Raw genomic sequence first — 25,460 nt, forward strand, 5'->3', positions numbered from 1 at the left:
CAATAAAAAGCTTGGGATATCCTAAGCTTTTTGTTGTTGAATGTGTTGTTCTTATTCAGTTAAGGGTGCGTTAGTACAACAAGAAACTATGCCATTATATAATCAAAAATAATACCAAATAGGATTAGCCCAACACCAATCGTAATATGAACCTTTTTTTCATTCACATTTGTTTTCTCTTAGTATGTCTATTACTTATAATGTTCATATATTAGTGGGAAAATGACATTATTTTAGATTAAATGTGCTCAATGCAACAAGATAGAGGGACTTATAATGGTGAGAAATTTAAGACCTATGTTCTAATCATAGGGCCAACATATAAATTAGTTATACAATACTCAGAGTAAATCATCATCTAACCAAATTTCAACATCGTCTAAATCTATAGAGTTCTCTTCTTCATTATTTTTATTAATTTGTAAGGAATTTAAGAAATCCATAAAACTATTATTTAACAACTCTAAGTTATGAAAGTAATTGTTTATATCTTCTTCAGAATTAGTAATCATTTTTATAGCTTCTAACTCTTCCTCGTGATTCCAAAGATAAACAAATCCTAACAATTCTCTTGATACCCCTAAACAAATCTGATCACCACCTGGACGTTCACCAATAGGTATTAATGACTCTGGCATTCTGTATAAAAATTTTTCTAACTGATCAAAAAGGTTATCATCTCCATCTAAAACATACAGTTCGTTTATCAAAATTTTATTATCTTTAAATTGTAAAAATACCTCTTCTTCGAAAAAACCTTTACTGCAATGAATAAGGAAAGTTTTGTAACTTTCATCAAGTAATAAATTATACTTACTCTCAATTTCTCTTATATCAACCGTTTTTGCTTTATATTTGCCATCTTCAGATTTAGACAAATGTAATTTTTCAATTAATGATATAATGTTTCTTTTGTAGTCGCTCTCCATTTTAATAACCTCCTCTTAGATCAGATGCAGCTCCTATATGCGGAATATTATTGTGCAATTTTGTTGGGACTAATTGAATTGTATCGTTACTTGCATGATGAGGCGTTAATCCATATCCTCAAATTACTCCTCCTTTATTACACAATCCTACCCGTTAGCCATCCATGAAACAGAGCTTCACCACAAAAATGAAAGTTTATTACATTCTTTCATGGTAGTTGCAGAACTAAATTTTCATAATCTTTAAGTTTATTTCACCACATAATGTAATAAATCCTTGGTTTTTCTCGCAACGGAATGATATTCACATATCAATTCACAAGTAAAATAGCACCCTAATTCGCCCAAGGACAATAGTCATTGTCGCGTTGTTTTTACGGGTGCTATTTCTTATGTTATTTTGTTGTTTTTTTCTTATTAAACGCCGATATATCAATACAAACGGTTCTGCTAGTTACTGTACTAAAAGGTATGCTAATTTATATGCCATTTACGATGTTTCTCCACAAAAACTGAACTACTTATTTATAAAGAATATCCTTTAAAATCTTCTCCCATATCCTTACTTACCATTCAACAATTCACAAAATCCTTCAAACGTTTCTTCACTGACAAGCTTTTCAATCAGGACCGGATCCTGGCTAATGTTTGATAACTCTTTGAATAACGCTTTTGTTTCCTTATGAGTATACTGGGGCATAGCAATCAAGAAGAGGAGTGACACCATTTCATTTCCCCACTCTAATGGATCTTGACATGTTGCTATAGCAATGACCGGCTTTCTAATTAGGGTTGGATCTCCATGTGGTATGCTCACCCTAAATCCAATCGCTGTACTTGATGCTCTTTCACGAGCAATCGCACTTTGGGCATATTCCTTTGTTACATAGCCTTTCTCATACATCACGTTGCAAATGTCTTCAATGGCTTTATATCGATGTGTATAGGCTTGCTTGGCAAAAAAGAGATCTTCCTTTACGAGTGTTGAGAGAACAGATCGTTTTTTCTCTACGTTGTAGTCTTTTACCATATCCTTTACCTTATTTTGGTCCTCTTCGTCAAACAATGGGTTAATCACAACGTAAGGAATGTGGCTATTAGGCAGATCAACGGTTGAGATAATAAAATCCACATGATGATTTTTCAAGAATTCCTTTAGCTCTGCCTTAGCAATACAGCCTACAACATCCAGTCCCTCTACTTTTTCCTCTGTACGAACTTGGAGTAGCCGACTCATTCCAATCCCTAGGTGACAAACGATAATAACTTGAGGAAGAACGGTTTTCCTTCCCTGCATTCGTTCGACCGATGCTTGAAAATGAATGGTAAGATAGGCAGCTTCCTCTTCAGGTATGATGAGCTTGTATACTTTACTCATGTCAAAAAGAACAGACATAATGCCATTAAATAAATAAGGATATTTTCGCTTAATATCATCTAGTAGTGGGTTCTTCATTGAAAGACCATATGTAATCCGATTAACCGCTGAATATAAGTGGAGGAACAAGCCTTCACTTAACGCAGCATCTTTTTGAAATTCAATTCCAGTGTTCTCTGCGACGCCATTCACTAAGTCTCTCATGATCACTTGAAGATTCTGAGGACTAGGCGTAGAAACGGGATGTTCTGTATATCGTCTTTTTGCTCCAATTAATTGTAAGGTAAAATACGCAATTTCTTGCTCTGGGAAAAATATTACGAAGGGGATTTCAAATTTCTTCAATAGCTTTTTTGACCATTCGAACTCATCTCTTTCTTTTACCCCTTTCATGCTTATCTCAGAATAAGAGATAGTATGCCCTAGCTTTAACCGCCTTACCGCGACTAGGATATGAAGGATAAGTCTTTCGTTCGTTTCATCCGTATAAAAGAGAGAATGAGACTGTTGAAGCTTTACCAGTTCTTCCTCTACAATCTGAATTTCATAAGGTGAAAAAGTCTCCTTTAAGTAGGATGGATGATCTTTTTTCTTTCGAATTAGGAGGGATAGATTTGCTAAACATCTTCTTTTATCTACTTCTGAGCCTGTAATATAAAGACCAACCTTTTGCTTGACTACAAGTTCTAGATCAAACGTTTTTAGCCACTTTTCAATTCGCTCAAGATCACTCTTTAACACCTGGTGACTCACAAATAATTTCTTTGCTACATAGTGAAGGGTTAGTGGCTTTTTACTCATTAAGAGCTCATATGTGATGTCCAACATCCGAATTTGCTCTTCATCATTATCTGAGTTAAGAGTTGTTAGCTGAAATTCAGAATATAAACGATGCTCATCCTCTTTTTCTACTACAATAAATACTCCTAGCCCTGGTTTGCGAATGAGAGTTGTTTTCTCAAATTTATCTAAAATCGTTTCAATGCTCTTCAAGTCATTCCGTACTGTCTTCTCTGAACACCCCATTTTATTTGCTATTTCATCTACTAGAATGGGCTGTCCTTGATTTTTCAACAACTGAATGACGATTTCTCTTTGTCGGTTATTCATTCTTATCACCTACTTTGTCTCTACTACCTTTCTATCATACCATTCTTTCATGTCCTCTTAATGGTCTGGATTTCTCTTTACACCTTACATCTATTGCATATTACGTAACTGTGCATTATAATGAATTACAATAACTTACATTTACTTATAAATACTTACGAAAAGGGGTGAGTTATTCTGTTTCAGGAAGAAAGGCTTCGAGCCATAGTAAATCATTTAAAGAGTTCAAAACGTATTTCAATTGATGAAATTTGTGAGCTTTTCCATGTTTCCAGAGATACTGCACGAAGGGATTTAGTAAAGCTTGAAGAAGAAAAAGCGATTTTAAGAACTCGTGGAGGAGCCATCCTCCCTTCTAATCACAACGAAGTAAAGGATTACACAAACCGTTTGCATCTTGTTTCAGATGAGAAGCAAAGAATTGGGAAAAAAGCGGCGTCCCTTATTCATCCCGGTGATTATGTCATCTTAGATACTTCTACTACTGTTCAAGCCTGTGCTGAGCATTTAGAGGATATTGACGTAACGATTATTACAAGCAGTATTAATCAAGCTGACATTTTATCCAAAAACAAGCAAGCTCACATCCATTTACTTGGTGGCTTACTCCAGAAGGAACATCGATATGTCTACGGTACAGCTGTTCTTGATAAGCTCTCAGAATACTACGTTGACCGAACCTTTATTGGAGTCATTGGCATTTCTGAGGCTGGTCTTACGGTTGCGCATGAAGAGGATGGCGTTGTCATGAAAAAAATGATGCAGCAAGCAAAGCAAGTCGTGCTCTTAGCGGATCATACAAAAATTGGCGTCACAGGCTATTACCGCTTTGGTACGTTAGATGATATTGATTTGTTTATAACAGATCGTGAGCCTGATAAAGAATTTCAAAAGTTACTTGAAAAATCTCAGGTTGAAATGATTATTGCCTAAATCCCTTTTGTAAAAAATAGTGCTTCACCAAACTTTATGCTGGGAGGGCTTTTTGTATGACGAGACTAATTGCGATTGATTTAGACGGCACCCTGTTAAATCATCACAATGAAATAAGTAAAGAAAATCTAGAAGCGATAAAAAAAGCGCAGCAAGAAGGCATCGAAGTCGTCATTGCTACAGGTCGAGCGCATTTTGATGTCCTCAAGATATTTGAAGGGACTGAGCTGAGAACATGGATCATTGGAGCAAATGGGGCAACCATTCACTTTCCTGATGGCACGCTGTACCACTCCCAGCCAATTGAACGGCAGAGAGCCTACGATATTTTAAAAGATTTAGAAGAAAACGGGTATTACTACGAGGTATTTACTGATCATTGTATTTACACCCCTCAAAACGGCCGTGAGCTTTTACAAATTGAACTTGATCGAATAAAAAGTGCGAATCCAGCCATTGAAATAGAGGAGTTACAGCACGCCTTAACAAAGCAATTTAGTCAACATGGCTTTTGTTTTGTGAACTCTTATTCTGATATTGTTGATCAAGACATCAACATATATAACCTATTAGCCTTCTCATTTTCCGAAGAAAAAGTAGCACAAGGCTTTGAGAAATATGGTCACTATGATGATTTGACGATCGTGACATCTGCTCAGCATAACTTCGAACTCGAGCATAAGAATGCTTCAAAAGGGATTGCCTTAAAGAAAGTAGCTCATTTTCTTCAAATCCCTTTAACAGATACGATTGCGATTGGAGACAGCATGAACGATGTCTCGATGCTCCAGATTGCTGGTACAAGTGTCGCGATGGGAAACGCTAGAGACGAAGTAAAGGAAATAAGTGACTATACGACAACGACCAATGATGAGCATGGGGTAGCAAAGGTTCTTTTAGAGCTCAGCGAAGAGAGCAGAAACTAATATAGTCATCATAACACCAACGACTATAGCAAAAACTACTCTCCCTAGTCAGTGAAAAATATCCTTGTACTGACCAGAAAAAATCGACTTATGGGATTTTTTCTGTGAGCAGACTAAAAACCAGTCCTACCGGCGTAACACATTTTGTGGCGTAACGGTTTGACTGGTTTATACATTTGGTTACTCTTCTTTTGATTCTTCGTCAGGTAGCTCCGACATAAAGCTTTTACTTTTTATCCCCGTTCTTAGCATCTGCATGGCTACATCCACTTCAACAGTTGCATCGGTGAAGACCTTATTCCAGTTGTCCTCTACCTCTTTAAACTGTTTGGGATTCTCACGATTTAACGCGTCTCCGAAGCCATAAATATCAAGTCCGAATTCGTCCTGTACCTTTACAATAGATTGTGTAACCTCGGATTGGATGTGGTCTAAAAGCTTTTTCTCGTAATCCTGAAAAACATCTAATTTACTTAAATCATGTTTACACTCTGCACCTTGCAAGCGGGCTTCACCATATATCTTCACTTTTAGTGTTGCGTGGCCCTTCTCATAGCTCGTAGACATCTTACTTTTGGATCGTATGATACGGACATCCATATATCGTCTATTTTTTTCCTCATCACATGGTATTGTTAAGCTAGTATGTGGGAGGCTTTGTGTCCATAAATAATTTCTCACATCATCAAGAGACATCGTTCCAATCATCTTCTCATCATCAAAGACAGCCATTCCATTTACTGAAACAAGAGCATCTGGTTCCATCATTTTATTATTTTCCGTCGATTTCCCCTTCTCTGGATCACCTTTAATTATCACCATAGCTGTTACAGGTTCTCTTCCCTTTGAAATGATTGCATCAATAAAATCATTTAATCGGACATCAGGATCTCCGCCCCATTCCTGAACAAGTGTTTTAATTTGCTGATGAATTTTCAATGAGGGAATTTTTTGGACAGGATAGGTTACCCTTGTGAAATCAGCCGCTTCCCCAGATGTAACAAGGATATTAAAATCATTGCGAAAATGACCGCTTCTCTCTAAGAAGTCTAAAAACCCCAATATTCCCTCATTCGCTATTTCTTGATTGATATAGACAACACGAGTATGCGAATAAATGACCTTTCTAACTAAGCCAAGATTTAATTTATCAGATAGCTCTGATAAGGATTCTCCTTCTACACTAAAGGTCGTGACGGGCGCATTCCCTTCAGCTCCTTGCTTCGCAAATTGCGAAGAATTTACTGCCTCAACTGTTAATTTGTATTTATGCTCTTCACCAGGATCTACAGCAATACCAGTAGCAATCGAAACATCATTTAATTCGGTTTTGTCCCAACATCCAGTTAAAAGAAGCGAGCAGAAGGCGAATAAACATAGACATATCGTTCGAAGCCTCATTCGCTTCCCTCCTCTGAATTAGATGGAGGAGGTGAGGGACGTGTAAATCGCTTCTTTTTAAGCGGTGCCTGTGTCATTAAATAAGAAGGTCTCCCTTTGTCTGCCCATATTGGAAACCGGACAAAAACGTCCTTTTGATCTTCCATTTTAAACGGGGCAACAGGCGTTAAGTAAGGAATACCAAAAGATCGTAAGCTCACTAGATGAATGACCATAATAATTAATGAGACAAAAATTCCGTATAACCCTAACGCTGACGCTACTAAAATTAACACAAATCGTATAAGTCTAGCGGCAATAGAAAAATTATAGATTGGTGAAACAAAGCTTGCAATCGCAGAGAAGGCAACCACAATCACAAGCACATTAGAGACGAGGCCTGCTTCTACCGCTGCTTGACCTATAACGAGTGCCCCAACAATTGAAAGAGTTTGACCTACTGCCCGCGGCATCCTTATTCCAGCTTCTCTTAATACCTCGAAGGTTAATTCCATCATGAGAATTTCAACAACGGCTGGGAACGGAACCCCTTCCCTTTGAGCCTGTACACTAATTAAAAGCTGTGTCGGTAAGAGCTCATGATGATAGGTTGTAATTGCCACATATAAAGAGGGGAGAATAAGCGTAATCATAAACGAAATATAACGGATAATTCGCACAAAGCTTGTCATAAAATACGGCTGATAATAATCCTCTGCTGATTGAAAAAAGTCCGTAAAAACAGTTGGAACGATGATGACAAAGGGCGTTCCATCAAGAAATAATGCGATTTTCCCTTCAAGAATATTTCCACTCACACTATCGGGTCGTTCTGTATTATAGGTTAGAGGAAAAGGGGTGAAATTTTGATCCGTAATAAACTCCTCAATATTCCCAGTATCCAATACAGCAGCGGTATCAATTTGATTGATTCGCTTTTTCACTTCATCTAAAATATCTTTATTAACAACGTTTTTCAAATACCCTATCGATAACTTTGTATGGGAATCTCTACCGATATAAAAGCTCTCAAACACTAAATTTGGATTTTTAATTCTCCCTCTTATAAGCCCTACATTTGTCTCTAAGCTTTCAACAAATCCATCTTTAGGACCTCTGATAATCGTTTGTGTACTCGGTTCCTCTATTGATCTCCCTTTCTTCCCCCCAACCTCCAATGCCAATGCGCTTGAATATTGATCCACCATAATAACTGCATAGCCATTTAACATGGACCAAACAAGGCGATGAAGCGTATCAACATATTGGAACGACATCGTCGGAAAATAGGCTTCTCGTATATCTTGAATCGTTGGATAGGATTCTTTTTCCTGAAATCCTTCTCGTATCGGCTCTAAAACTTGGAGACTTAAGGCCTGTTTATCTAGCACAGTCGTTAAAAAACAAATACATGCATGATTGCTACCAATTTTGATCTCTATTTTTTGAAAATCATACGTATCATGAAAGAGCTTAAGAAGTTCTTCCGTATTCTTTTCTAAATCCTTAAAGTAATGTTTAGGAACTCCCGCTTTATCAAAAATCTCCTGATCTGTTGTGCTTCCTGTTTTTTTGTTCTTTCGTCGTTGAAATAGCTCACTCAGAATACTCAACTAGATGTCTCCTTTTTCTGCTGCTTTTTTCTTGTTTTCCATATTAAAATCGGCAACATCGCAATAGGAATGAAAAACTGAGTTGGAAGGTGAAAATAAAGGGTCGTGATTTTAAGCCCCTCCTCTAAATGCTCAACAAAGCTGCCACTAATGATAATGGAGAAAAAGGCAATAATTGTTCCCATTGAAAACGTTAAGGTTCGATAAGGTCGATTCATGATATGTTCAAGCCCTTTTAATCCTCCATAAAAAAACACACTTACCTTCACGATAATGCCAAACATCACAAAAAACACAACAACAAGGTCGACTCTTTCAATAAAATTCAATAAGGAGATTTCTCTTGAAGCACTGAGTAATGGAAAACTCGAACGCTCCTTTAAATCTGCTCCTAAGGTCGTAATTTGAACAACGGAACCATATGTAAGAAGTAACCCACTCGTTAGAACAGCTACCGCACTTACCTTCTTTACATGCTTTTCTTTGCCTACATACGGGATAATTAAAGCAAAGGCAATTACCTCTCCAAAAGGGAAGGTAAGAAGATCTGGAAATATCGCTTTCATTATGGGAGTAAAGCCTTCTGGAAGGATTGGCAATAGCCGATCAAATTCAATACCTCCGGAAAACAGGATTCCTAATCCAATCAAAACAATAAAAGTCACAACATATGGAAAAAAAACTTCGCTTGTCCTTCCTAACACCTCTAAACCATGCTGAAGCATGTAAACAATCACAAGCATCATCGTAATTGCAACTAATTCAATCGGTGTTTCCTCAAAAATTGTGGATACCAATAGCTCACAAAAATCCCTAAGCACTCTTGAAGCTGTATAAAAAAAGAAAATGACGTAGACAAATGTCAAGGCCTTCCCTATGTATTTCCCGAAACAATAATCAAAGAGCTCAAACAAATTCTTACCTGGAGCTCTAGATAATAAAAATACATAAAACAGGATAGTACCAATCCCTATAAACGTTGCCAGTAATACTGCAATCCAAGCATCCTGCTTTGCTTGGTTCCCTATTCCAACAAGGGCTGCACTCCCAATCTGAAAGCAAACAATCACGATATACAGCTGCCATAACGAAATTCGCTCAACGATCTTATTCATTTACGATCGCTTTCCAAACTGTTTCAGCTTTGATCGAATGCTCATTAAAACAGAATACAAAAGACCTACACCTAAAAACACATGCACCATCCAAACATTTGTCCCAGGCTCCATATACAAGATCCTTCCCACCTCAAAAAACAAATCACTCTTATACAAATAAACATCAATAAAAGCAACCATAAACAGCATCACCCCAAACACCAAACCAAACATCAAAACCCTCATAAAAAACCTCATCCTATACCATATAATCATTTCCAACACCAACTAACGCATAGTATGAACCAAAAAGGGGATTTTTAGTAATTGGTGCCTGGCACCGCCCTGAAATTTGTCGAACTATATACTCCTCACCCTACATCTACTTGATAAATTAAGAAGCGCTCATTTTGGTTTGTATCGTAAAGATTCGGTATCGGAATTTCTTGCTTTAAGGTAAATGATGGATGATTCTCCAAGTAATAAAGATAATCCTGTGATACATAGTAAAGGACAAATTCTACTTCTCTTGGGAAAGCTTCCATTGAATCAAGAATCCGATTCACAACCTTCATAAAAATTTGAATGGTAAACGGATTAAAGAAATAAAATCTGTTTTCTAAAGGATTGATTTCATACTTTTCAGCCAAGCTTTTGACAAAAAAGACTTCCCCTCTATCACTTTTCTTCTCTTGTAGAAAAGCCGCTTTATTCCTTAACGCATCCTCATATAACCGTTCATTCATCTCCACTCCAACAACAGATGCCCCGATAAATGCTGAAATATAAAACGCTAAGCGTCCTTTACCACAACCAAAGTCCACCACATGGTCCGTACTTTTCATCTGGTAATTCTCAAATAAGACGGTAAGTGCCTCATAGGGAGTTGCCTCATACCGATGATAATGAATGGATTGGACAAACCCCTCTTGTTTTTCTGATGTATCAATATGTAGTAATTCATCGTAGTCTATTTTCGTCATGTTTCTTCCTCACTCCAGGTAATATGGTATTCTTCTTTATTCGCAGATTTTTCAAGCAATTTCCATTACGCCTAGCACCGAACATGTTATGATAAGGAAAACTCGGTTTATCGCCCATAAGGCTTTAAACGAAAGATTATGTCCTTTCGTATTCTTGACAGTCTAACTCTACCTATAAATTTTTTAAAAAATCGAGGTGATGAAGCATGGGTTGGGTTTCTACAGCAAAAAAAAGTGATTTTCTCACATGGTTTTTAACACAACATCAACTAAAAAATCCAGAAGCACGAAGACTCTTAGAGTATATTAAAACGAATCATCATATTTTAACAAATCTCTCATTTTCCGATAAGATTATCAAGAATGAGCGAACCATCATCATCTCTAGTGTCCAATCAGACAAAGAGGGATTTACCTATTATGAGCCTCACTCAAAAACCGATGCCGTTTCTAAAGCAATGGGTTCGATTATGAATAACCCGACACAAAGGCTTTATCTTGTCCTCCATTACCATGGTAAACAATCTGATTTCCGCTACTCACAGCTCATTGAACCGACTAGATTAGAGTCAATTAAGCAATATGAGCAATCTGCAAAAGATGCAGTCGTTACAGATAAAGTCGTTGAAATCGCATTGTTAAAATCGAGAATCAATAAGGCGTTAGATGATCGCGATGAAGCCTTATTTAAAGAACTAGCAGGGAAGCTAAAGAAATTACAAGATTCATAGAAGGGGATAAGGGCGGGGAAAAAAACTAATATTTATGGTGGTCTAGAAGGAAAGCCTTTATTAACTAGTACTCTTATAGATCCATTCTCCGTTCTTCTTTGCCTTGCAAACACTCACTTGAATAGATAGTCAAACTACGGCTAGAAAAGAGGTTGTTCTTTCCCTTCGGACATATGAACTCGGACCAGCAGTTGCGTACACCGATCACAACAACTGTCCTTGGATGTCCTCTGATTATTGGTTAGGCACCTGAATTTCTCATGCAAAAGGAGAGACGACTACAGCTGCATGTCCAATTGCTCATCCATGATGGGTGCCTCTTTTCGTTTCCCAATCAAGTAAAAAAGAGCCCTATTCCATAAAGCGGCTCCCTCCCTTTTTCTCTTGCAGCCTTTTTGCCATCTCTTCTCCAGCGGCAACACCGGATAAAAACGCGCTCTCAATCCGCGTTCTATGAGAGGGATCCTGTTCACTCAGAAAAGCATCACCTGCTACGAGCACCGGAAGCTCTTGTTCACAATCTAAAAATGGCCTTTTTAGAGGAGAAACTGCTTCTGCATATTTCCACTTCTTCACCTGTGCATCTACCACATCTTCAGCCTCAATTGAAAGAATGGCTCTTAGCTTTTCTAGTAAGCTCTCTTTTATCTCTTTCAGACAATCATTCTCCACTTCCTTTGCCCATTCTCCCGTTGAATACATACTAATTGTGTGTAAAGGTGAAACTCCTTTTCTAAAATGGTCCACAACTCGGTCAATTCCGACTGGTACATTTTCCGCTACATATCCAGACATCGGAAGGTTTGACGGACCTTTCAAAGTGACCATGAGAACAAAACAAGGATGAAAATGAATCTGATTCAGTTCAGACTTCACTTCTTTACTTAATGGAAGAGAAGCTAAAATTTCTAATGCTTGAGGAGCAGGTGCAGTAATAATAATCCCACTTGCTTCTAACATCTCATCCTTTTCCTCTAGTTTGACTCTTACCTTCCCCTTTTGCACCTCAACCTGTAGAACCTTTGCATTCAATCTAGTCGGTATAGCTGAAGCCAGGTATTTCACTAAGGCATTCATTCCTTGATGGCTCTTGTATCTCGAGTAAGGATCACCAAACCAATGACGAACAAGCCCTTCTTTCTGCCAGTTCTCAACATATTGGCTAAAAAGCGCTGTCCGCACGGTGAAAAATTGCGCACCATGGTCCACTTTTCCTGAAGCCATTCTCCTTGTTGCCATTCTTCCCCCAACACTTTTTCCCTTATCAACTAACAAAACATCCATACCATTCTCTTGTAATCTTCTAGCAGCCATCACACCGGCCATGCCAGCACCAATAACAATTACAGGGTTTTTCATGCTTTTTTCACCACCTATTTTCTTTTTTGCACGTTCATCTTTAGTCCATCCTTTACTCTTAGTGAAACGAGGGGATCAGGTAGGACAGAAGGGGTATCTTCTAGGGAGAACGTAAAGGTCTTCCCAAGCATGGCTAAAATAAGCGTCGTTTCCATCATGGCAAACCTAGAGCCAATACAGCTTCTAGACCCTCCTCCAAATGGTACATAAGCAAAATTCGGATGCTCCTCCCCGCTTTCTTCTGCGAAGCGGTCTGGGTTGAAGACCTCTGGTTGAGAAAAATACGCTTCATTCCTATGCATCGCATATGTACAGATCATAAAGGTACTCCCTTTTTTAAAGGTTTCGCCTAAAAGCTCAACCTCACCCTCTGATTCTCTGTATATAAGCCAGGCAGGTGGATACATACGTAACCCTTCTTTAATGATCTGTTGTGTGTAGGAAAGCTTGCTGTAAAGGTCAAAGGGTGAAGCTTCAAGATCAATATTATCGATTTCTTCATGGAACCTTTTCTCCACCTCTGGATTTTTGGAAAGAGCGTAGAAAATCCACGTTACTAAATTAGCGGACGTTTCATGCCCAGCTAGAAGCATAGTCATCATTTGATCTCGAATTTCTTCATCCGTTATTGGTTTTCCGCCAGAAGAGACAGTATCTAGCAGCAGCCCGACCATTGTCATTTTATATGGCTCAGGATTTTCTTTAGCCTCCTTTATCACCCCATAAATCATATCCTCTAACGTATCAATCGCCTGTTTGTGAATGTTGTTTCCTTTAGTAGGAATGGCCATTGGGAGGATCACTGGCGTATATAGAGTTTGCGCGGTTTGCTCAATTGTGTCACTTACAGCATCAGCTAACTGCTTTTTCCGCTCTTCTACATCTGTAGCAAACATAACCTTGGCGATAATTTGGAGAGTGAGCTGCATCATTTCGTCATCAATCACACAGCTTGCGCTTTTTTCAAGCGACTCCTTTAGCCTATTCGTTTCCTCAACAATGGTCCTTGCATAATGCTGTAAGCGCTCTTTATAAAAGATAGGCTGATAGTAGCTTCTTTGGTGTTTATGATCTTCTTTTCTCGCTGTTAATAATCCATTCGTAATTGTTCGTCTTAAGACTTTATCTGTCCGTCCTTTTTTAAAGAAGGCATCCTTCGTTACGAGTATTTCTCTGACAAAATCAGGTGAATTCACCACATATGTTGGTTGAAATCCAGTTCTTAAAGAAACAATGTCCCCTTCATGAAGCATGCGCAGAAAAAATGCAATTGGATCCTGCCTGAAATCGAGATAATTCTGTAATCGGGAAGTGGACACCTCTTTCACTCTACTCATCAACATTCCTCCATGCTTTGTTTAGGTTTTTTTCATACTAGAAAAATCATTTAACAACAACATTCATATGGATGTCTATCACACGTTTTGTTCCAGCACCACACCGGTTGTTTATTTTCATCCACCCAATGCCACGCTGCCAGTGCGGCTGCACACGAATCAATTCTATGTGAGCTTTCAACAAGCTCCATTGGTAGATGAACCAGTCCCATTTCAACGAGGGCATGAAACATCACTTCTCTTGAAGTTCGTTCGCGTTTATACATTAGCACATCCTTAAGATAAGCTGGATCAATTCTTGTTCCAATTGCTGCACCTGGATGAACCTCCACAATCTCAATCGGAAAATCCTCTGAAATACGAAGACTTCGAGTTAGCGCAATTCCACGCAATGTAAGATAGACCATTCTTGTTAACGTTGGTGGCATAATCGAGCTACCTAACATCCCATAGCTTTTAATCAGATTTCGCATTTCTTTGTCCTGCGGCCTATCTCCTCCACCATCCTGATAGGAAAGAGGAGCATCCATCCCTACAATCACACGGTGAGTGGAAGCAAGCTCCCTTATCGTTGAAAGAATTACAGAATCTGAAGCATTTTCACAATAGCTTTCAAACACTAGTTGATCTTGGTGTTTTTCAAAAATAGTCATGACGGTATCTTTATGATTTGCCGGACCTGCTAAATCAATCCCGATGATTTTCATTTTACTTCACCCTTTCAAAACCGTTAGAGATCAAATGAAAGCTGTTCAAAATCACTCTTCTCTTTTTTCTTCTCTGGACGAAGTCGACTTCCATGCTTTTTCAGCTGGTCCTGTGATTGCTCTTTTGATTGCTTCACCGAATACAAAATCTCTCGAGCACGTTTATTCGCTTTTATAACATCTACAATTGGGGCTTCATAATCTAGTTTATGAAATCCTGGATACAACCAAGGCTCATGAATATATTTTGCTGGTACATTCGAAAGTTCTGGAACATACCGTCGGATAAACGTTCCTTCAGGATCATGTTCTTTCCCCATTTTAATAGGATTATAGATTCGTATCGTATGGAATCCTGTTGTTCCAGCTTGCCTTTGCATGTGGCTATAATGAATGCCAGGCTCATAATCCAAAAATAACTGGGCTAATGCAAAGGAAGGTCTGCGCCAATCGAGCATAAGAGTATGGCAAACAAACGAAACAAGCATGGCTCTTGAGAGAAAATTAATCCACCCTGTTTTGTGCAAGCATCTCATCGACGCATCTACTAATGGGATTCCTGTTTTCCCGTTATACCATCGCAAGAATGCTTCTTCATCCCAATCCGTCCGAATGGTATCAAAGGCTTCATTTATCGCCTTCATCTGAATTTCTGGCTCATCCTCAAGTCTTTGAATAAAATGACAATGCCAATGGAGTCTAGACATAAAGGCCTCAAGCTGCTGGCGATAAAATGCATTCTCACACCGATTGATTTCATCTCTTGTTCTTTGAACAACATACCGAATAGAAATATTCCCAAAAGCAAGATAGGGAGATAACCGACTACAGGACGCTGTTGATTGAAGTGGTTTAGAAATATGAAGAGTATAGCTTTTATAGCGTTCCTCCAAGAAAGTCGTTAAGGTTTCGACCGCGTTCGATTCTCCTCCCTGTTGCCCAAAGCGAATGGTCTCTCCCTTTACGTGAAACCCTGACAGCTTATAAATCTCCTCTGTTAAAATTGGCGGGACCTTATCCACTGCTAAGATTCTCTTTGGAGTCTCAACGACACTCTCATTCATAAACGAATTCCACTGCTTTTGAAAGGAGTTTCTTGTTTGAAGTCCCCTCACAACCCCATACTCTTGGAATTCACGAAAAGGTAAGTCGCGTTCGTTCATCCATTGACGAACACGTCGATCTCTTTCATACGTTAATGGTGTTCCATTTTCCTCATGTGCAAACAATCGAAAAGGACCAAGCTTATCAAAAATCGCTTCTAGTACTTCTTCCATTTCAGCAATCGCTACGAAAAGCTTTCCACCTATTTGACTAAGATTCTCTGACAGCTCTTCTAAGCTCTCTAAAACAAATTGAAAATGACGTATTGATACATCCTTCCCCTTCCAGATTGAAGGCTCCACAATATAGATTGGCAGGACTTCTCCATATTTACTCGCCTCAACTAATGGGCGATGGTCATGAATTCGTAAATCACGCTTAAACCACACAACATTGATCATTGAATCACTCCAGCATACGCTTTTCCTTGATTGATTTTTCAAACGGCTTTTTTTACTATTGTAATAGACATACCTTGTAATGTGTAATTTAAACCTTCTTGAATCTACCAAATTACCTAATAATGGTCCTATCTTAAGGAAACATAGTCCTACAGAATCTAATTACTTTTAAATTTTGTCTATTTAACAAGTGTAAGGTCTGGTTGAAATCCGCTCCAGTTGCTCGCTTTACGCGGGGTGGTCGGTGAACCTCCCTGGGCGTAATCGCCTGTGGGGTCTCCACCTGTCCCACTCCTCCCTTAGGAGTCTCACACTTCCCGATCTACCAAAAAACTGCAATCCAGGCGGAATACGATATCGTTCTTTAATCGCTTTCCTAGCTTTTTATTAAATAGATTCCGTTCAATCATTCTACTAACCAAGGAGGAAATCATAGTAGCAAGTTTGTGCTGAACAAGTTCTAGGCAATCGGGATTTTTTCTTCCCTACAGGATGGATCGATATCAATACCTTTAAATCGTTGGGTAGCTTCTAAATCATATCTTCCTATAGATGAAACAGACTTCCTTGTCGTGTAAAAGTCATAGTGAATCCTCGCCCACTTCCAAAAGTTTGTGTTGTGCATACTTATTTCGACATATTGGGGAGGTACTCTTTTTTCGTCTTGAAAGCCTTGAGGCTCTAAGTATTTAATTTAAGAAATTACTCTATCATTCATATTATTTACCAAAATTTAATATTTTTTTACATACTAATCTAGTATTTTGCAGTAACATAGAATGGTATACGAAATTAAATGTCGAAAGGCGGTACTAAAGTGAAAAGAAAGATTAGAAGGAATATGAAACGTCGGCTACTAAACAGTACGTTAGCATTATCGTTAAGTTTAAGCATTGTCACTCCCTCTCTTTTTCACGCAACACCAGCAGCTGCTGAATCAGTTTCTGCTGCACCGGTAACACTTCGCATCATGGAGACAACAGATATTCATGCAAATATCGTCAATTATGACTACTACTCTCTTAAGGAAGATCATTCAGTTGGTTTTGCAAAAACCGCGACATTAATTAAACAAGCACGAAAAGAAGTGGACAACAGTTTATTATTTGATAATGGTGATTTACTTCAAGGTACTCCTCTTGGAGATTATGTGGCAAAAGTTAAGGAATGGGCCGCTAATGATACCCACCCAATCTATGATGCGATGAATCTTTTAGACTATGACCTAGGAAACTACGGTAACCATGAATTTAACTATGGTTTAGACTTTCTTGAGAAAAGTGTCGCATCAGCTGAATTCGACTACGTAAATGCAAACATCTATAAGTATGATGGAGATAACGATCCTTCTAATGATGTGAACTACTTTGATCCTTATAAAATACTTGAAAAAGTAGTAAAGGATGAAAACGGAACGGAACATACAATTAAAGTAGGTGTTATCGGATTTGTTCCCCCACAAATAACTCAATGGGATAAAGCACATTTAACAAACAAGGTTGTCACACATGATATTAAGAAGACAGCTGAAAAATTCGTTCCTAAAATGAAAGCCGAGGGCGCTGACATTATTGTCGCTATTCCTCACTCAGGGATAGGACCTGTTGAATACAAAGAATTAGAAGAAAACCAAACGTATCAGCTAAGTGAAGTTGATGGTATCGATGCCATTCTTTTTGGTCATACACATACCACTTTCCCTGGTAGTAATTATAATAATATTGAAAATGTAGATAATGAAAAAGGGACTATTAATGGGGTTGCTGCTGTACAGCCTGGTTACTGGGGAAATCACCTAGGAATCATTGACTTAACTCTTGAAAAAGACAGCAATAATCAATGGAAAGTAGTTGATTCTCAATCCACTAATCGAGCCATTTTCGATAGTGTGAAGAAACAACCATTAGTTGATGCTGATCAAGAAGTACTTGATGCTGTAAAAGATGATCATGATCATACCATTGAGTATGTGAATGGAGCTGTGGGCAAAACCTCTTCAGATATCTATAGCTACTTTTCACAAGTAAAAGATGATCCATCTATCCAAATCGTATCTGATGCCCAAAAGGCATATATCGAAAAAACAATACAGGGTACTGAATATGAAGGTTTGCCTGTATTATCAGCTGCTGCACCATTTAAATCTGGTCGAGACGGTGCAACTGACTTTACAGAAATACCTGCTGGAGATATTGCAATTAAAGACACAACATCTCTTTACAAATATCCGAATACTGTAATGGCATTGAAGCTAACAGGTGCCGAAGTGAAGGAATGGTTAGAGTGGTCAGCAGGCCAATTTAATCAAATTGATCCGAATAGTACAGAAGAACAACTATTAGTAAAACCACACACAGAATTTCCCGGCTACAACTTTGATATTATTGATGGTGTAACATATGAAATTGATGTAACCAAGCCTGCACGCTATAACGATAAAGGCGATAAAAAGATAAATGATTCAGAAAGAATTGTGAATCTAGAATTTAATGGGAAACCAATTGATCTAGATCAACAATTTATCATCGCAACAAATAACTACCGTGCAACATTTACACCAATAGCTAATCCTGGTGGAGATCATATCATTATTGAATCACCTGACGAAAACCGCCAAGTACTCGTCAACTATATTCGTGATAATGAAAGTATTAATCCAACAGCAGATCAAAATTGGTCGTTTGCACCAATCAATGGAGATGCGAATATCGTCTTTACCTCTTCTCCTAATGCTCAAAAATATGTAGCATCAACTGGAAACATACAGTTTGTAGAGAATGTAGATAATGGTTTTGCTAAATATTCAATTGATTTAAGTGGATCTGAAGATTCCCTACAAGACTTCGACGTCACACTGATTCACACAAACGACACTCACGCTCATTTAGAAAATGTCGCTCGTCGGATAACAGCCATTAACGATATTCGTTCAGATGTTGACAACTCCTTCTTACTTGATGCTGGAGATGTTTTCTCAGGAACACTTTATTTTAATAAATACAGTGGCCTTGCTGATATTCAATTTATGAATATGGTTGGCTATGACGCGATGGTACCTGGTAACCATGAATTTGATAAAGGCCCAGAAACACTTGCTACTTTTATTAAAGAAGCTACCTTCCCAATCGTTAGCTCAAATATCGACTATAGTAAGGAAGCTACGATACGTGATCTTTATGTTGATTCAATCGGAGATCCTGGTGAAGGTGGGAAAATTTATCCTGCAACAATCATCGAACGAGACGGTGAACAAATTGGAGTGTTTGGTTTAACAACGGAGGAAACAGCGGTGTTAGCTAATCCAGGACCAACTATCCATTTTAAAAACTATATTGAAAGTGCAGAAAATGCAGTAGAACTGCTTGAAGAAGCAGGCATTAACAAGGTTGTTGCGCTTACTCACTTAGGATACACATTTGATAAAATTCTTGCTGAATCAGTTGATGGGATTGACGTCATCGTAGGTGGTCATTCTCATACCCTTCTTGAGAAAGCAGATGTCTTTAATAAAGACACGGAACCAACATTAGTTGTACAAGCCCAAGAATACGGGAACTACATAGGTCGACTAGACTTAACATTTAATCAAGAAGGTGTTATTGAGGCTTGGAATGATCAATTAATTAATATAAATGAACAAGATAGCTCTGGTACCTATGTTATTGAAGAGAACAGTGAAGCAGCTGCCTTATTAGAAACATTCTCCCAGCCGATTGAAGACCTAAAGCAGCAAAAAGTTGGGAACTCAGCTGTATTGCTTGATGGTGAGCGCGATCATGTCCGTTCTAGAGAGACGAATTTAGGTAACCTCATTACCGATGGCATGCTGTCTGTTGCAAAAAGTGCTTACGAGGAAACGTCAATTGCTATTCAGAACGGTGGAGGTATTCGTGCATCCATTGATGAAGGAGAAATCTCGTTAGGTGAAGTATTAACAACAATGCCTTTCGGTAACACATTAGTAACAATTGATTTAACAGGAGAAGAAATTATTCAGGCACTAGAAAATGGAGTAAGTCAGGTCGAGCTAGGTGGAGGACGTTTCCCACAAGTGTCTGGACTACACTTCACATTTAACAGAAGTTTACCTCCTGGTGAACGCATTGTTGATGTTCTCGTGGAAACTGAATCTGGACTAGAGCCAATTGATTTAGACCACACTTATAAAGTAGCGACTAATGCTTTTATGGCAGATGGTGGCGATGGTTACTCCGTCATGAAAGCCGCAAAAGATAAAGGTTTCATGCAAGAATTATTCATTGTTGACTATGAAGTCTTCACTACACACTTAGATAAAGTTGGTACAGTAACTGCTGGAGTAGAAGGACGTATTACGGAAGTAATCAACCCAGTTACCCCAACTGTCAACGTGGATGGTGACAAAGCGAGCGTAACTGTTACACTAGATGATGTAAAAAAAGCTCCTTATCATGGTACGTTCCCAATCAATCTAGATGGAACAGAGGATGCGAAAACAGTTGAGATTTCTTTAGATGCGGATCAAATAGCTTATCTTATCGAACAACATGCATCCATCGAATTCATACGAAATGACGTTGCTGTTACTATCCCTGCTTCAAATCTAGAAGTTTATGCAACAACTTTCACAATCGAAAACTTAGGTTCTGATGAAGATACATTAACAAATATGTATGACTTCACAATTGAGCAAAATGGTACGTCCATTACTACTTTTGAAGAAGCTGTTACACTAAGCTTCACTGTTGATCCGACAAATACAGTCGATCCTGCGGTTTATTATTTAAATGAAGAGACAAACGAGTGGGAGCTACAAGAAAGCTCGTATAACTCAGAGGCAGGTAAAGTAAACGGATATGTTAATCATTTCAGCGTATTTACAGTGATGGAAATGACAAGCACACCAGATCCTACAAATCCTGATGACGATGACAAAGAAACAGGTAACGATGATTCAGGTACTGGGTCTGACACTGATTCTGGGTCTGACGAAGGTACTGGTTCAGATTCTGATAACACAGAATCCGGAACTGATACAACTGAAAAAGGAAATATTGACTACGAACAAGTGTCATCTGATGATTCATCTAAAGACCAGTCATCAACTAATGGTAAATCATTACCAAACACAGCAACAAACAGCTTTAACTTCTTATTACTTGGACTAATTGCTCTTGCAGCTGGAGGAATCTTTTTCTTCATTCAACGTAAAAGAAAGCTTCAGTAAAAGACTCTTTTAAAAATAGCCAAGTATAAAAAAGAGGCTGAGACAGAAGTGCCTGGCACCTTATGTTAACACCTATATGTACACTGATTTGTCTGGTGTACACAATAGATGCTATCGGAGGGTGCCTGGCTCTTTGTTTTGTCTCAGCCTTTTTCTTTGTTTCTCATCCTATTCTTCCGTATTCCCTTGAACTGGAATTGGATGCTTTGTTAACAATCGACTAAAATGAACCACATTGTAGGACATTGTTTTTGTATTTTTCTTCGTAAATTCATTATCTTTACCCGCTTCAATATAAGATGGTCCAGGACCTGCTTCTCCTACCCAATATGCATCAACATTCGGTGGAATCGTAAAGCCAATATGCTGTAAACCATATAAGATCGATTTAGCTGCATCCTTCGCACCGTCTTCATTTCCTGTCACGATTGCTCCCCCTACTTTATTATAAAAAATAGGTTGTCCTTTTTCATTCGTTTCACTACTAGATGCATATAATCGTTCCATCACTAACGTAGCAACACTACTTTTTTCTCCGATCCAAAGTGGTGTACCAATCACAATAATATCTGCTTCCTTCACCTTTTCTAACAGCTTCGGCCATTCATCTCCATCACCCATATCAGTATCCATCCCAAAGGCAATCTTGTAGTCAGCCACACGAAGCTCCTCCGACTGAACACCTTCCATTTTAAGCCACTCTCTTGATTCTTTTATTAAAGCACTCGTATTAGATTCTTCCGTACTGCTTTTTAACGACGTATTTAAATAAATTGCTTTCATGATTGTTCTCCTCTCTATTTTAAAAACAAGTTGATCGTTGTCCTAAATTAGGAATGATGGGTATAGACGTTGTATTCCTCAAAAAACGACAATTAAAACGTGTTTTTTTGCAAGATAGGCATCAATTCCTGAGTTCCCCTGTCTTGTCAAAGTAATAAGGCACTTTCAGATGAAAGTGCCTCTCTCGTTAGTTCACAATTAACGCGGGAGCAAATTCAGCATGCTCTCCTCCGTAGAATTCAATCGTATTAGCTGTGAAGCCCGCTGTAGTCAAGGCTTTTAAGCGAAACTGGGTTTTGCCACTTTTATTAATCGCACTAGTTGGAAGTGGGATTTCAATTAACTCTCCTTGTGGTATAGTGAATTGTCCGATGTTGGTTTGAGTTGATAAGCTAGAGTAATCTGTTTGCTCGATTGAAGAGTTGGTTCCGTAGAAGCCTTTTTTCATCTCTATCTGTACAGAGGACACGGAGCCTGATACCGTTTTTTTATAAAGCTTTAATGTGACAGAATGAATGGTTTGGTTACTTAATACACTTGTATCAAATGATAAGATCCCTCTATACGTGTCCGTATTATACATTCCTTTATCTCCAACCTTAATGTCTCCGGCTCCTTTTCCATCTGCTGGATACAAACCAACAAATCCATCTTCAGTCGAAACAGATGAGAAGAGAGTAGAATCTGTTGGTGGGTCAGATGGGTCTCCATTTTCGTCAATCATATATTCTTCTCTCTTCACTTGCTCGGAATTCCCGTTAGCATCCACACTAAAAAAGGATAAAGTTGTCGTTTCTGCAATGGTCAGTGGAGCTGTATAAATGGTAGAACTAGTCGTTGGTAAAGAGCCGTCCGTTGTATAATACGTTGTTGCGGCCTCATCTACTAAAAGTTCCACTGAAACGGAATCTGTATAGCTTCCTCCCTTTGGAGTTGCTGTTGTAGTTGGTGCTAGTGTGTCCTCTTCGCTTGGACTACTAAAGGAATTGAAGAATTCCCACATCATAAGACTTGCATCAGGTCCTTGTGGATCGGTATAGCTGCCTTGTGTACTTCCCCCTGACCACGCATGCCCCATCCCTTGTACGAGTACTTTTTTCATCCAAACCTTTCCGTCGCGTCCTTGATAATCGCTAACTGTATAGCTTTTTCCTGATGAAACTTGTAGATTCTTCGTCGTTTCCGGGACATCATCTATCCAACCATCCTCTTTGCCATTAGCTGCTAAATCATTTGTGACCGACCATTGAGTGACAACCTGTTCTCCATTCACACTGTTAACCGTGTAATCTGATGTACCATGGAAGACAATAACTGGCATGACTTTCGCTCGACTTCCCATTTGTTGATAAGCCGTTCTCCCCTGTTGATCTGGATTTGGTCCGCCACTAGACATCGCTGTAAAAGCATTTATCATACTCGTTGCGGCCTTATACTCAAGTCCTGCCCCTACTCCTACTCCTGAAAATACATCTGGATACGTCGCACCCATAATAACACTCATAGCTGCTCCAGCAGAGAGCCCTGAAACAAACACTTGATCATCATTGATCGAGTGGGATGTTTTAATCTTCGCCACCATTCCGGCAATGACACTCGGTTCCCCACTTCCTCTCGATTGATGACTCGTTTCAAACCAGTTCCAGCATTTGTTTGAATTGGCCGAAGAGCTTTGTTCAGGGTATAGAACGAGAAAGCCCTTCTCATCTGCAAGCGGATTTATTTTTGTACCTGCTGCAAATTGAGTTGCATCCTGTGTACAGCCATGAAGCATCACATAAAGTGGATATTCCTTAGATTGGTCATATTGATTGGGAACATAAAGCTTATACGCCTTCCCTCCATATGACCCTGAGATGAATTGTCCCTCAGCATGAGTTTCAGTAGGAATGACCGTGACCACCAATGAAAAAATCAAGACGACTGACAAACACATTGCCCAAAGCTGTTTTCCAATATGCAAAAAACTCCAACCCCTTTCAATGAATCTTTTTTAAGCTTAATCACAGAGAGTTACATAGGAGTTACAAATGGAATCTGTTTGAGGTATTTTTTCTAAAACAAAAAGACACTCTCTCACAATGAGAAAGTGCCCATTTCCTCGTTCCATTTCATTAAACCAGCCAAACTAGCGTACCGATAAACACAATGACAATTGTGACCGGAACAACCCACTTCATTAAGAAGCTCCAAATGGTAAACATAGCTGGAGATAACGTATTACTTAGCGTAAACTCCTCTTTTACTACTTGTTTGTTCATTTTCCAGCTAATGAACAAGGCAATCAGTAAGCAGCCTAATGGAAGCATGATATTACTTACAAGGAAATCCGTGGCGTCAAATACCGTATCTCCAAAGATTTGAAGGTTTTGGAGAGTGCTAAAGGATAATGCAGCAGGTATGCCAGCAATAAATACAACAAGACCTGATAGCCAAGCTGATTTTCTCCTTGAACGCTTACCACTTTCTGTGAATGCAGATACAATAATTTCAAGTAAGCTAAAGGAAGACGTTAAAGTTGCAAATAAAAATAAAATTAAAAACACAGCTAAGAAAAATTCACCAGCTGGCATTTGCGAAAATACGGCTGGTAGCACCATGAATAATAACCCCGGTCCTTCAGTTGGTTCAAAATCAAAGGCGAACACAACTGGAAAGATAGCCAAACCAGCTAAAATGGATACAAAAATATTCATAACCACTACAGACCCAGCCGAAGAAGGAATACTTACCTTCTTACTTAAATAAGAGCTGTACGTGACCATACATGAAAAACCTACTGCAAGAGCAAAAAAGGATTGGCCAAGCGCATATAATACAGACTCCCCTGTTATTTCCGAAAAGTCTGGTTTAAGGAAAAATTCAATCCCTTCCCTTGCACCGTCCAATGTTAAGGAACGAACGACAAGAATAATAAAGAACACGAATAAGAGCGGCATCATATACTTACTTGCTTTTTCAATTCCGTTTTTAATTCCAATTGAGATGACTAACACATTGATTAGTAAAAAAACAGCTAATCCTCCTAATGTGATGAACGGTGTAGCCGTAATCTTTCCAAATAGATCAGGATAGCTTGCATCAGCTGTAATAACATTTCCGCTAATAGCCATTATGCTATAAATGAAAACCCAACCACCAACAACTGCATAAAACGATAACAACAAGAAACAACCGATTACTCCGAGTGGACCCGTTATCGTCCACAAGCTATTTGGCGCAAGCTTTTTGTAGGCAGTGACTGCCTCCTTCTGTGCACCTCGTCCGATAATAAATTCAGAAATTAACATGGGAAGACCGATTAACAGAGTGAAGGCAATGAAAATAAGAAGAAAGGCTCCTCCACCACTCATTCCTGTTACATACGGAAACTTCCAAATGGCCCCTAGACCGATTGCAGCCCCTGCTGACGACATGATAAAGCCGAATTTCGACGACCACTGTTCTCGATTTGAACTCATGACATCCCCCTCTTACTCTACT

18 protein-coding genes and 1 pseudogene are annotated in these 25,460 nt (G+C 38.7%); 4 read left to right on the plus strand and 15 right to left on the minus strand.

Features of this window, described 5'->3' with window-relative positions; translation table 11 throughout:
- Positions 1–341: 341 nt before the first annotated feature.
- The 3 genes and pseudogenes from A9C19_RS18000 to A9C19_RS18010 form a co-directional block, all read right to left on the minus strand.
- Entirely contained in the window at positions 342–929 is a 588-nt protein-coding gene (locus tag A9C19_RS18000) for an SMI1/KNR4 family protein (RefSeq protein WP_072581211.1), read from the minus strand.
- A 1-nt stretch (position 930) separates the two neighbouring features.
- Positions 931–1,023, minus strand: a pseudogene (locus A9C19_RS18005) (HNH endonuclease family protein); the annotation flags it as partial.
- A 468-nt stretch (positions 1,024–1,491) separates the two neighbouring features.
- On the minus strand, positions 1,492–3,417 hold the full coding sequence (locus A9C19_RS18010) for a BglG family transcription antiterminator (protein ID WP_072581212.1): 1,926 nt from the start codon (positions 3,415–3,417) through the stop codon (positions 1,492–1,494).
- A 177-nt stretch (positions 3,418–3,594) separates the two neighbouring features.
- On the opposite strand from A9C19_RS18010, the gene A9C19_RS18015 reads away from it, so the two are divergent.
- Both A9C19_RS18015 and A9C19_RS18020 read left to right on the plus strand, forming a co-directional pair.
- Positions 3,595–4,350, plus strand: coding sequence for a DeoR/GlpR family DNA-binding transcription regulator (locus A9C19_RS18015; RefSeq protein ID WP_072581213.1), 756 nt, complete (start codon positions 3,595–3,597; stop codon positions 4,348–4,350).
- Between the two features lie 56 nt (positions 4,351–4,406).
- A complete protein-coding gene (locus A9C19_RS18020) occupies positions 4,407–5,276 on the plus strand; it encodes a Cof-type HAD-IIB family hydrolase (RefSeq protein WP_072581214.1) in 870 nt (289 codons plus the stop codon).
- Between the two features lie 180 nt (positions 5,277–5,456).
- Here A9C19_RS18020 and A9C19_RS18025 read toward each other — a convergent pair whose 3' ends face one another.
- From A9C19_RS18025 to A9C19_RS18045, 5 genes are all read right to left on the minus strand, one after another.
- Positions 5,457–6,677 (minus strand): Ger(x)C family spore germination protein, encoded by a 1,221-nt coding sequence (locus A9C19_RS18025; protein WP_072581215.1) that lies wholly within the window; start codon positions 6,675–6,677, stop codon positions 5,457–5,459.
- On the minus strand, positions 6,674–8,269 hold the full coding sequence (locus tag A9C19_RS18030) for a spore germination protein (protein WP_072581216.1): 1,596 nt from the start codon (positions 8,267–8,269) through the stop codon (positions 6,674–6,676). The genes A9C19_RS18025 and A9C19_RS18030 overlap by 4 nt, the downstream gene beginning before the upstream one ends.
- Positions 8,266–9,384, minus strand: a complete 1,119-nt coding sequence (locus tag A9C19_RS18035; RefSeq protein ID WP_072581217.1) for a GerAB/ArcD/ProY family transporter — start codon at positions 9,382–9,384, stop codon at positions 8,266–8,268. The genes A9C19_RS18030 and A9C19_RS18035 overlap by 4 nt, the downstream gene beginning before the upstream one ends.
- Positions 9,385–9,600 (minus strand): hypothetical protein, encoded by a 216-nt coding sequence (locus A9C19_RS18040; RefSeq protein WP_072581218.1) that lies wholly within the window; start codon positions 9,598–9,600, stop codon positions 9,385–9,387.
- 137 nt (positions 9,601–9,737) lie between these two features.
- Positions 9,738–10,349, minus strand: coding sequence for a class I SAM-dependent methyltransferase (locus tag A9C19_RS18045; RefSeq protein WP_072581219.1), 612 nt, complete (start codon positions 10,347–10,349; stop codon positions 9,738–9,740).
- 206 nt (positions 10,350–10,555) lie between these two features.
- Between A9C19_RS18045 and A9C19_RS18050 the strand changes: the two genes are divergently transcribed.
- Positions 10,556–11,080 carry a YpiB family protein gene (locus A9C19_RS18050; RefSeq protein WP_072581220.1) on the plus strand — a complete coding sequence of 175 codons (525 nt, stop codon included), beginning with the start codon at positions 10,556–10,558 and terminating at the stop codon, positions 11,078–11,080.
- Positions 11,081–11,431: 351 nt separating this feature from the next.
- Here A9C19_RS18050 and A9C19_RS18055 read toward each other — a convergent pair whose 3' ends face one another.
- The 4 genes from A9C19_RS18055 to A9C19_RS18070 are packed head-to-tail and all read right to left on the minus strand — an operon-like array spanning position 11,432 to position 15,988.
- The gene (locus tag A9C19_RS18055) at positions 11,432–12,439 is read right to left on the minus strand and encodes an NAD(P)/FAD-dependent oxidoreductase (protein WP_072581221.1); all 1,008 of its coding nucleotides are present in this window, start codon (positions 12,437–12,439) and stop codon (positions 11,432–11,434) included.
- Between the two features lie 14 nt (positions 12,440–12,453).
- Positions 12,454–13,776: a cytochrome P450 gene (locus tag A9C19_RS18060; protein ID WP_072581222.1), complete on the minus strand. Its 1,323-nt coding sequence runs from the start codon at positions 13,774–13,776 to the stop codon at positions 12,454–12,456.
- Between the two features lie 50 nt (positions 13,777–13,826).
- Entirely contained in the window at positions 13,827–14,483 is a 657-nt protein-coding gene (locus tag A9C19_RS18065; RefSeq protein ID WP_072581223.1) for a DUF429 domain-containing protein, read from the minus strand.
- A 23-nt stretch (positions 14,484–14,506) separates the two neighbouring features.
- Complete coding sequence (locus A9C19_RS18070; RefSeq protein WP_072581224.1) at positions 14,507–15,988, minus strand: FAD-binding domain-containing protein; 1,482 nt, start codon at positions 15,986–15,988, stop codon at positions 14,507–14,509.
- Positions 15,989–16,805: 817 nt separating this feature from the next.
- On the opposite strand from A9C19_RS18070, the gene A9C19_RS18075 reads away from it, so the two are divergent.
- A complete protein-coding gene (locus A9C19_RS18075; protein ID WP_158515116.1) occupies positions 16,806–21,194 on the plus strand; it encodes a bifunctional 2',3'-cyclic-nucleotide 2'-phosphodiesterase/3'-nucleotidase in 4,389 nt (1,462 codons plus the stop codon).
- Between the two features lie 168 nt (positions 21,195–21,362).
- Here the strand turns inward: A9C19_RS18075 and A9C19_RS18080 are convergent, their stop codons facing one another.
- The 3 genes from A9C19_RS18080 to A9C19_RS18090 form a co-directional block, all read right to left on the minus strand.
- Positions 21,363–21,977 (minus strand): flavodoxin family protein, encoded by a 615-nt coding sequence (locus tag A9C19_RS18080; protein ID WP_072581226.1) that lies wholly within the window; start codon positions 21,975–21,977, stop codon positions 21,363–21,365.
- A 187-nt stretch (positions 21,978–22,164) separates the two neighbouring features.
- Positions 22,165–23,940 (minus strand): extracellular catalytic domain type 1 short-chain-length polyhydroxyalkanoate depolymerase, encoded by a 1,776-nt coding sequence (locus A9C19_RS18085; RefSeq protein ID WP_338022833.1) that lies wholly within the window; start codon positions 23,938–23,940, stop codon positions 22,165–22,167.
- 151 nt (positions 23,941–24,091) lie between these two features.
- The gene (locus tag A9C19_RS18090; RefSeq protein WP_072581227.1) at positions 24,092–25,438 is read right to left on the minus strand and encodes a sodium-dependent transporter; all 1,347 of its coding nucleotides are present in this window, start codon (positions 25,436–25,438) and stop codon (positions 24,092–24,094) included.
- Positions 25,439–25,460: the final 22 nt, after the last annotated feature.

Source organism: Bacillus weihaiensis, assembly GCF_001889165.1.
GTDB classification, from domain to species: Bacteria; Bacillota; Bacilli; order Bacillales; family Bacillaceae; genus Metabacillus; species Metabacillus weihaiensis.

Coding starts and splice junctions, on each gene's coding strand:
- A9C19_RS18000 (WP_072581211.1), bottom strand. CDS start 929: ATGGAGAGCGACTACAAAAGAAACATTATATCATTAATTGAAAAATTA.
- A9C19_RS18010 (WP_072581212.1), bottom strand. CDS start 3,417: ATGAATAACCGACAAAGAGAAATCGTCATTCAGTTGTTGAAAAATCAA.
- A9C19_RS18020 (WP_072581214.1), top strand. CDS start 4,407: ATGACGAGACTAATTGCGATTGATTTAGACGGCACCCTGTTAAATCAT.
- A9C19_RS18025 (WP_072581215.1), bottom strand. CDS start 6,677: ATGAGGCTTCGAACGATATGTCTATGTTTATTCGCCTTCTGCTCGCTT.
- A9C19_RS18035 (WP_072581217.1), bottom strand. CDS start 9,384: ATGAATAAGATCGTTGAGCGAATTTCGTTATGGCAGCTGTATATCGTG.
- A9C19_RS18040 (WP_072581218.1), bottom strand. CDS start 9,600: ATGTTTGGTTTGGTGTTTGGGGTGATGCTGTTTATGGTTGCTTTTATT.
- A9C19_RS18045 (WP_072581219.1), bottom strand. CDS start 10,349: ATGACGAAAATAGACTACGATGAATTACTACATATTGATACATCAGAA.
- A9C19_RS18050 (WP_072581220.1), top strand. CDS start 10,556: ATGGGTTGGGTTTCTACAGCAAAAAAAAGTGATTTTCTCACATGGTTT.
- A9C19_RS18055 (WP_072581221.1), bottom strand. CDS start 12,439: ATGAAAAACCCTGTAATTGTTATTGGTGCTGGCATGGCCGGTGTGATG.
- A9C19_RS18060 (WP_072581222.1), bottom strand. CDS start 13,776: ATGAGTAGAGTGAAAGAGGTGTCCACTTCCCGATTACAGAATTATCTC.
- A9C19_RS18065 (WP_072581223.1), bottom strand. CDS start 14,483: ATGAAAATCATCGGGATTGATTTAGCAGGTCCGGCAAATCATAAAGAT.
- A9C19_RS18070 (WP_072581224.1), bottom strand. CDS start 15,988: ATGATCAATGTTGTGTGGTTTAAGCGTGATTTACGAATTCATGACCAT.
- A9C19_RS18080 (WP_072581226.1), bottom strand. CDS start 21,977: ATGAAAGCAATTTATTTAAATACGTCGTTAAAAAGCAGTACGGAAGAA.
- A9C19_RS18090 (WP_072581227.1), bottom strand. CDS start 25,438: ATGAGTTCAAATCGAGAACAGTGGTCGTCGAAATTCGGCTTTATCATG.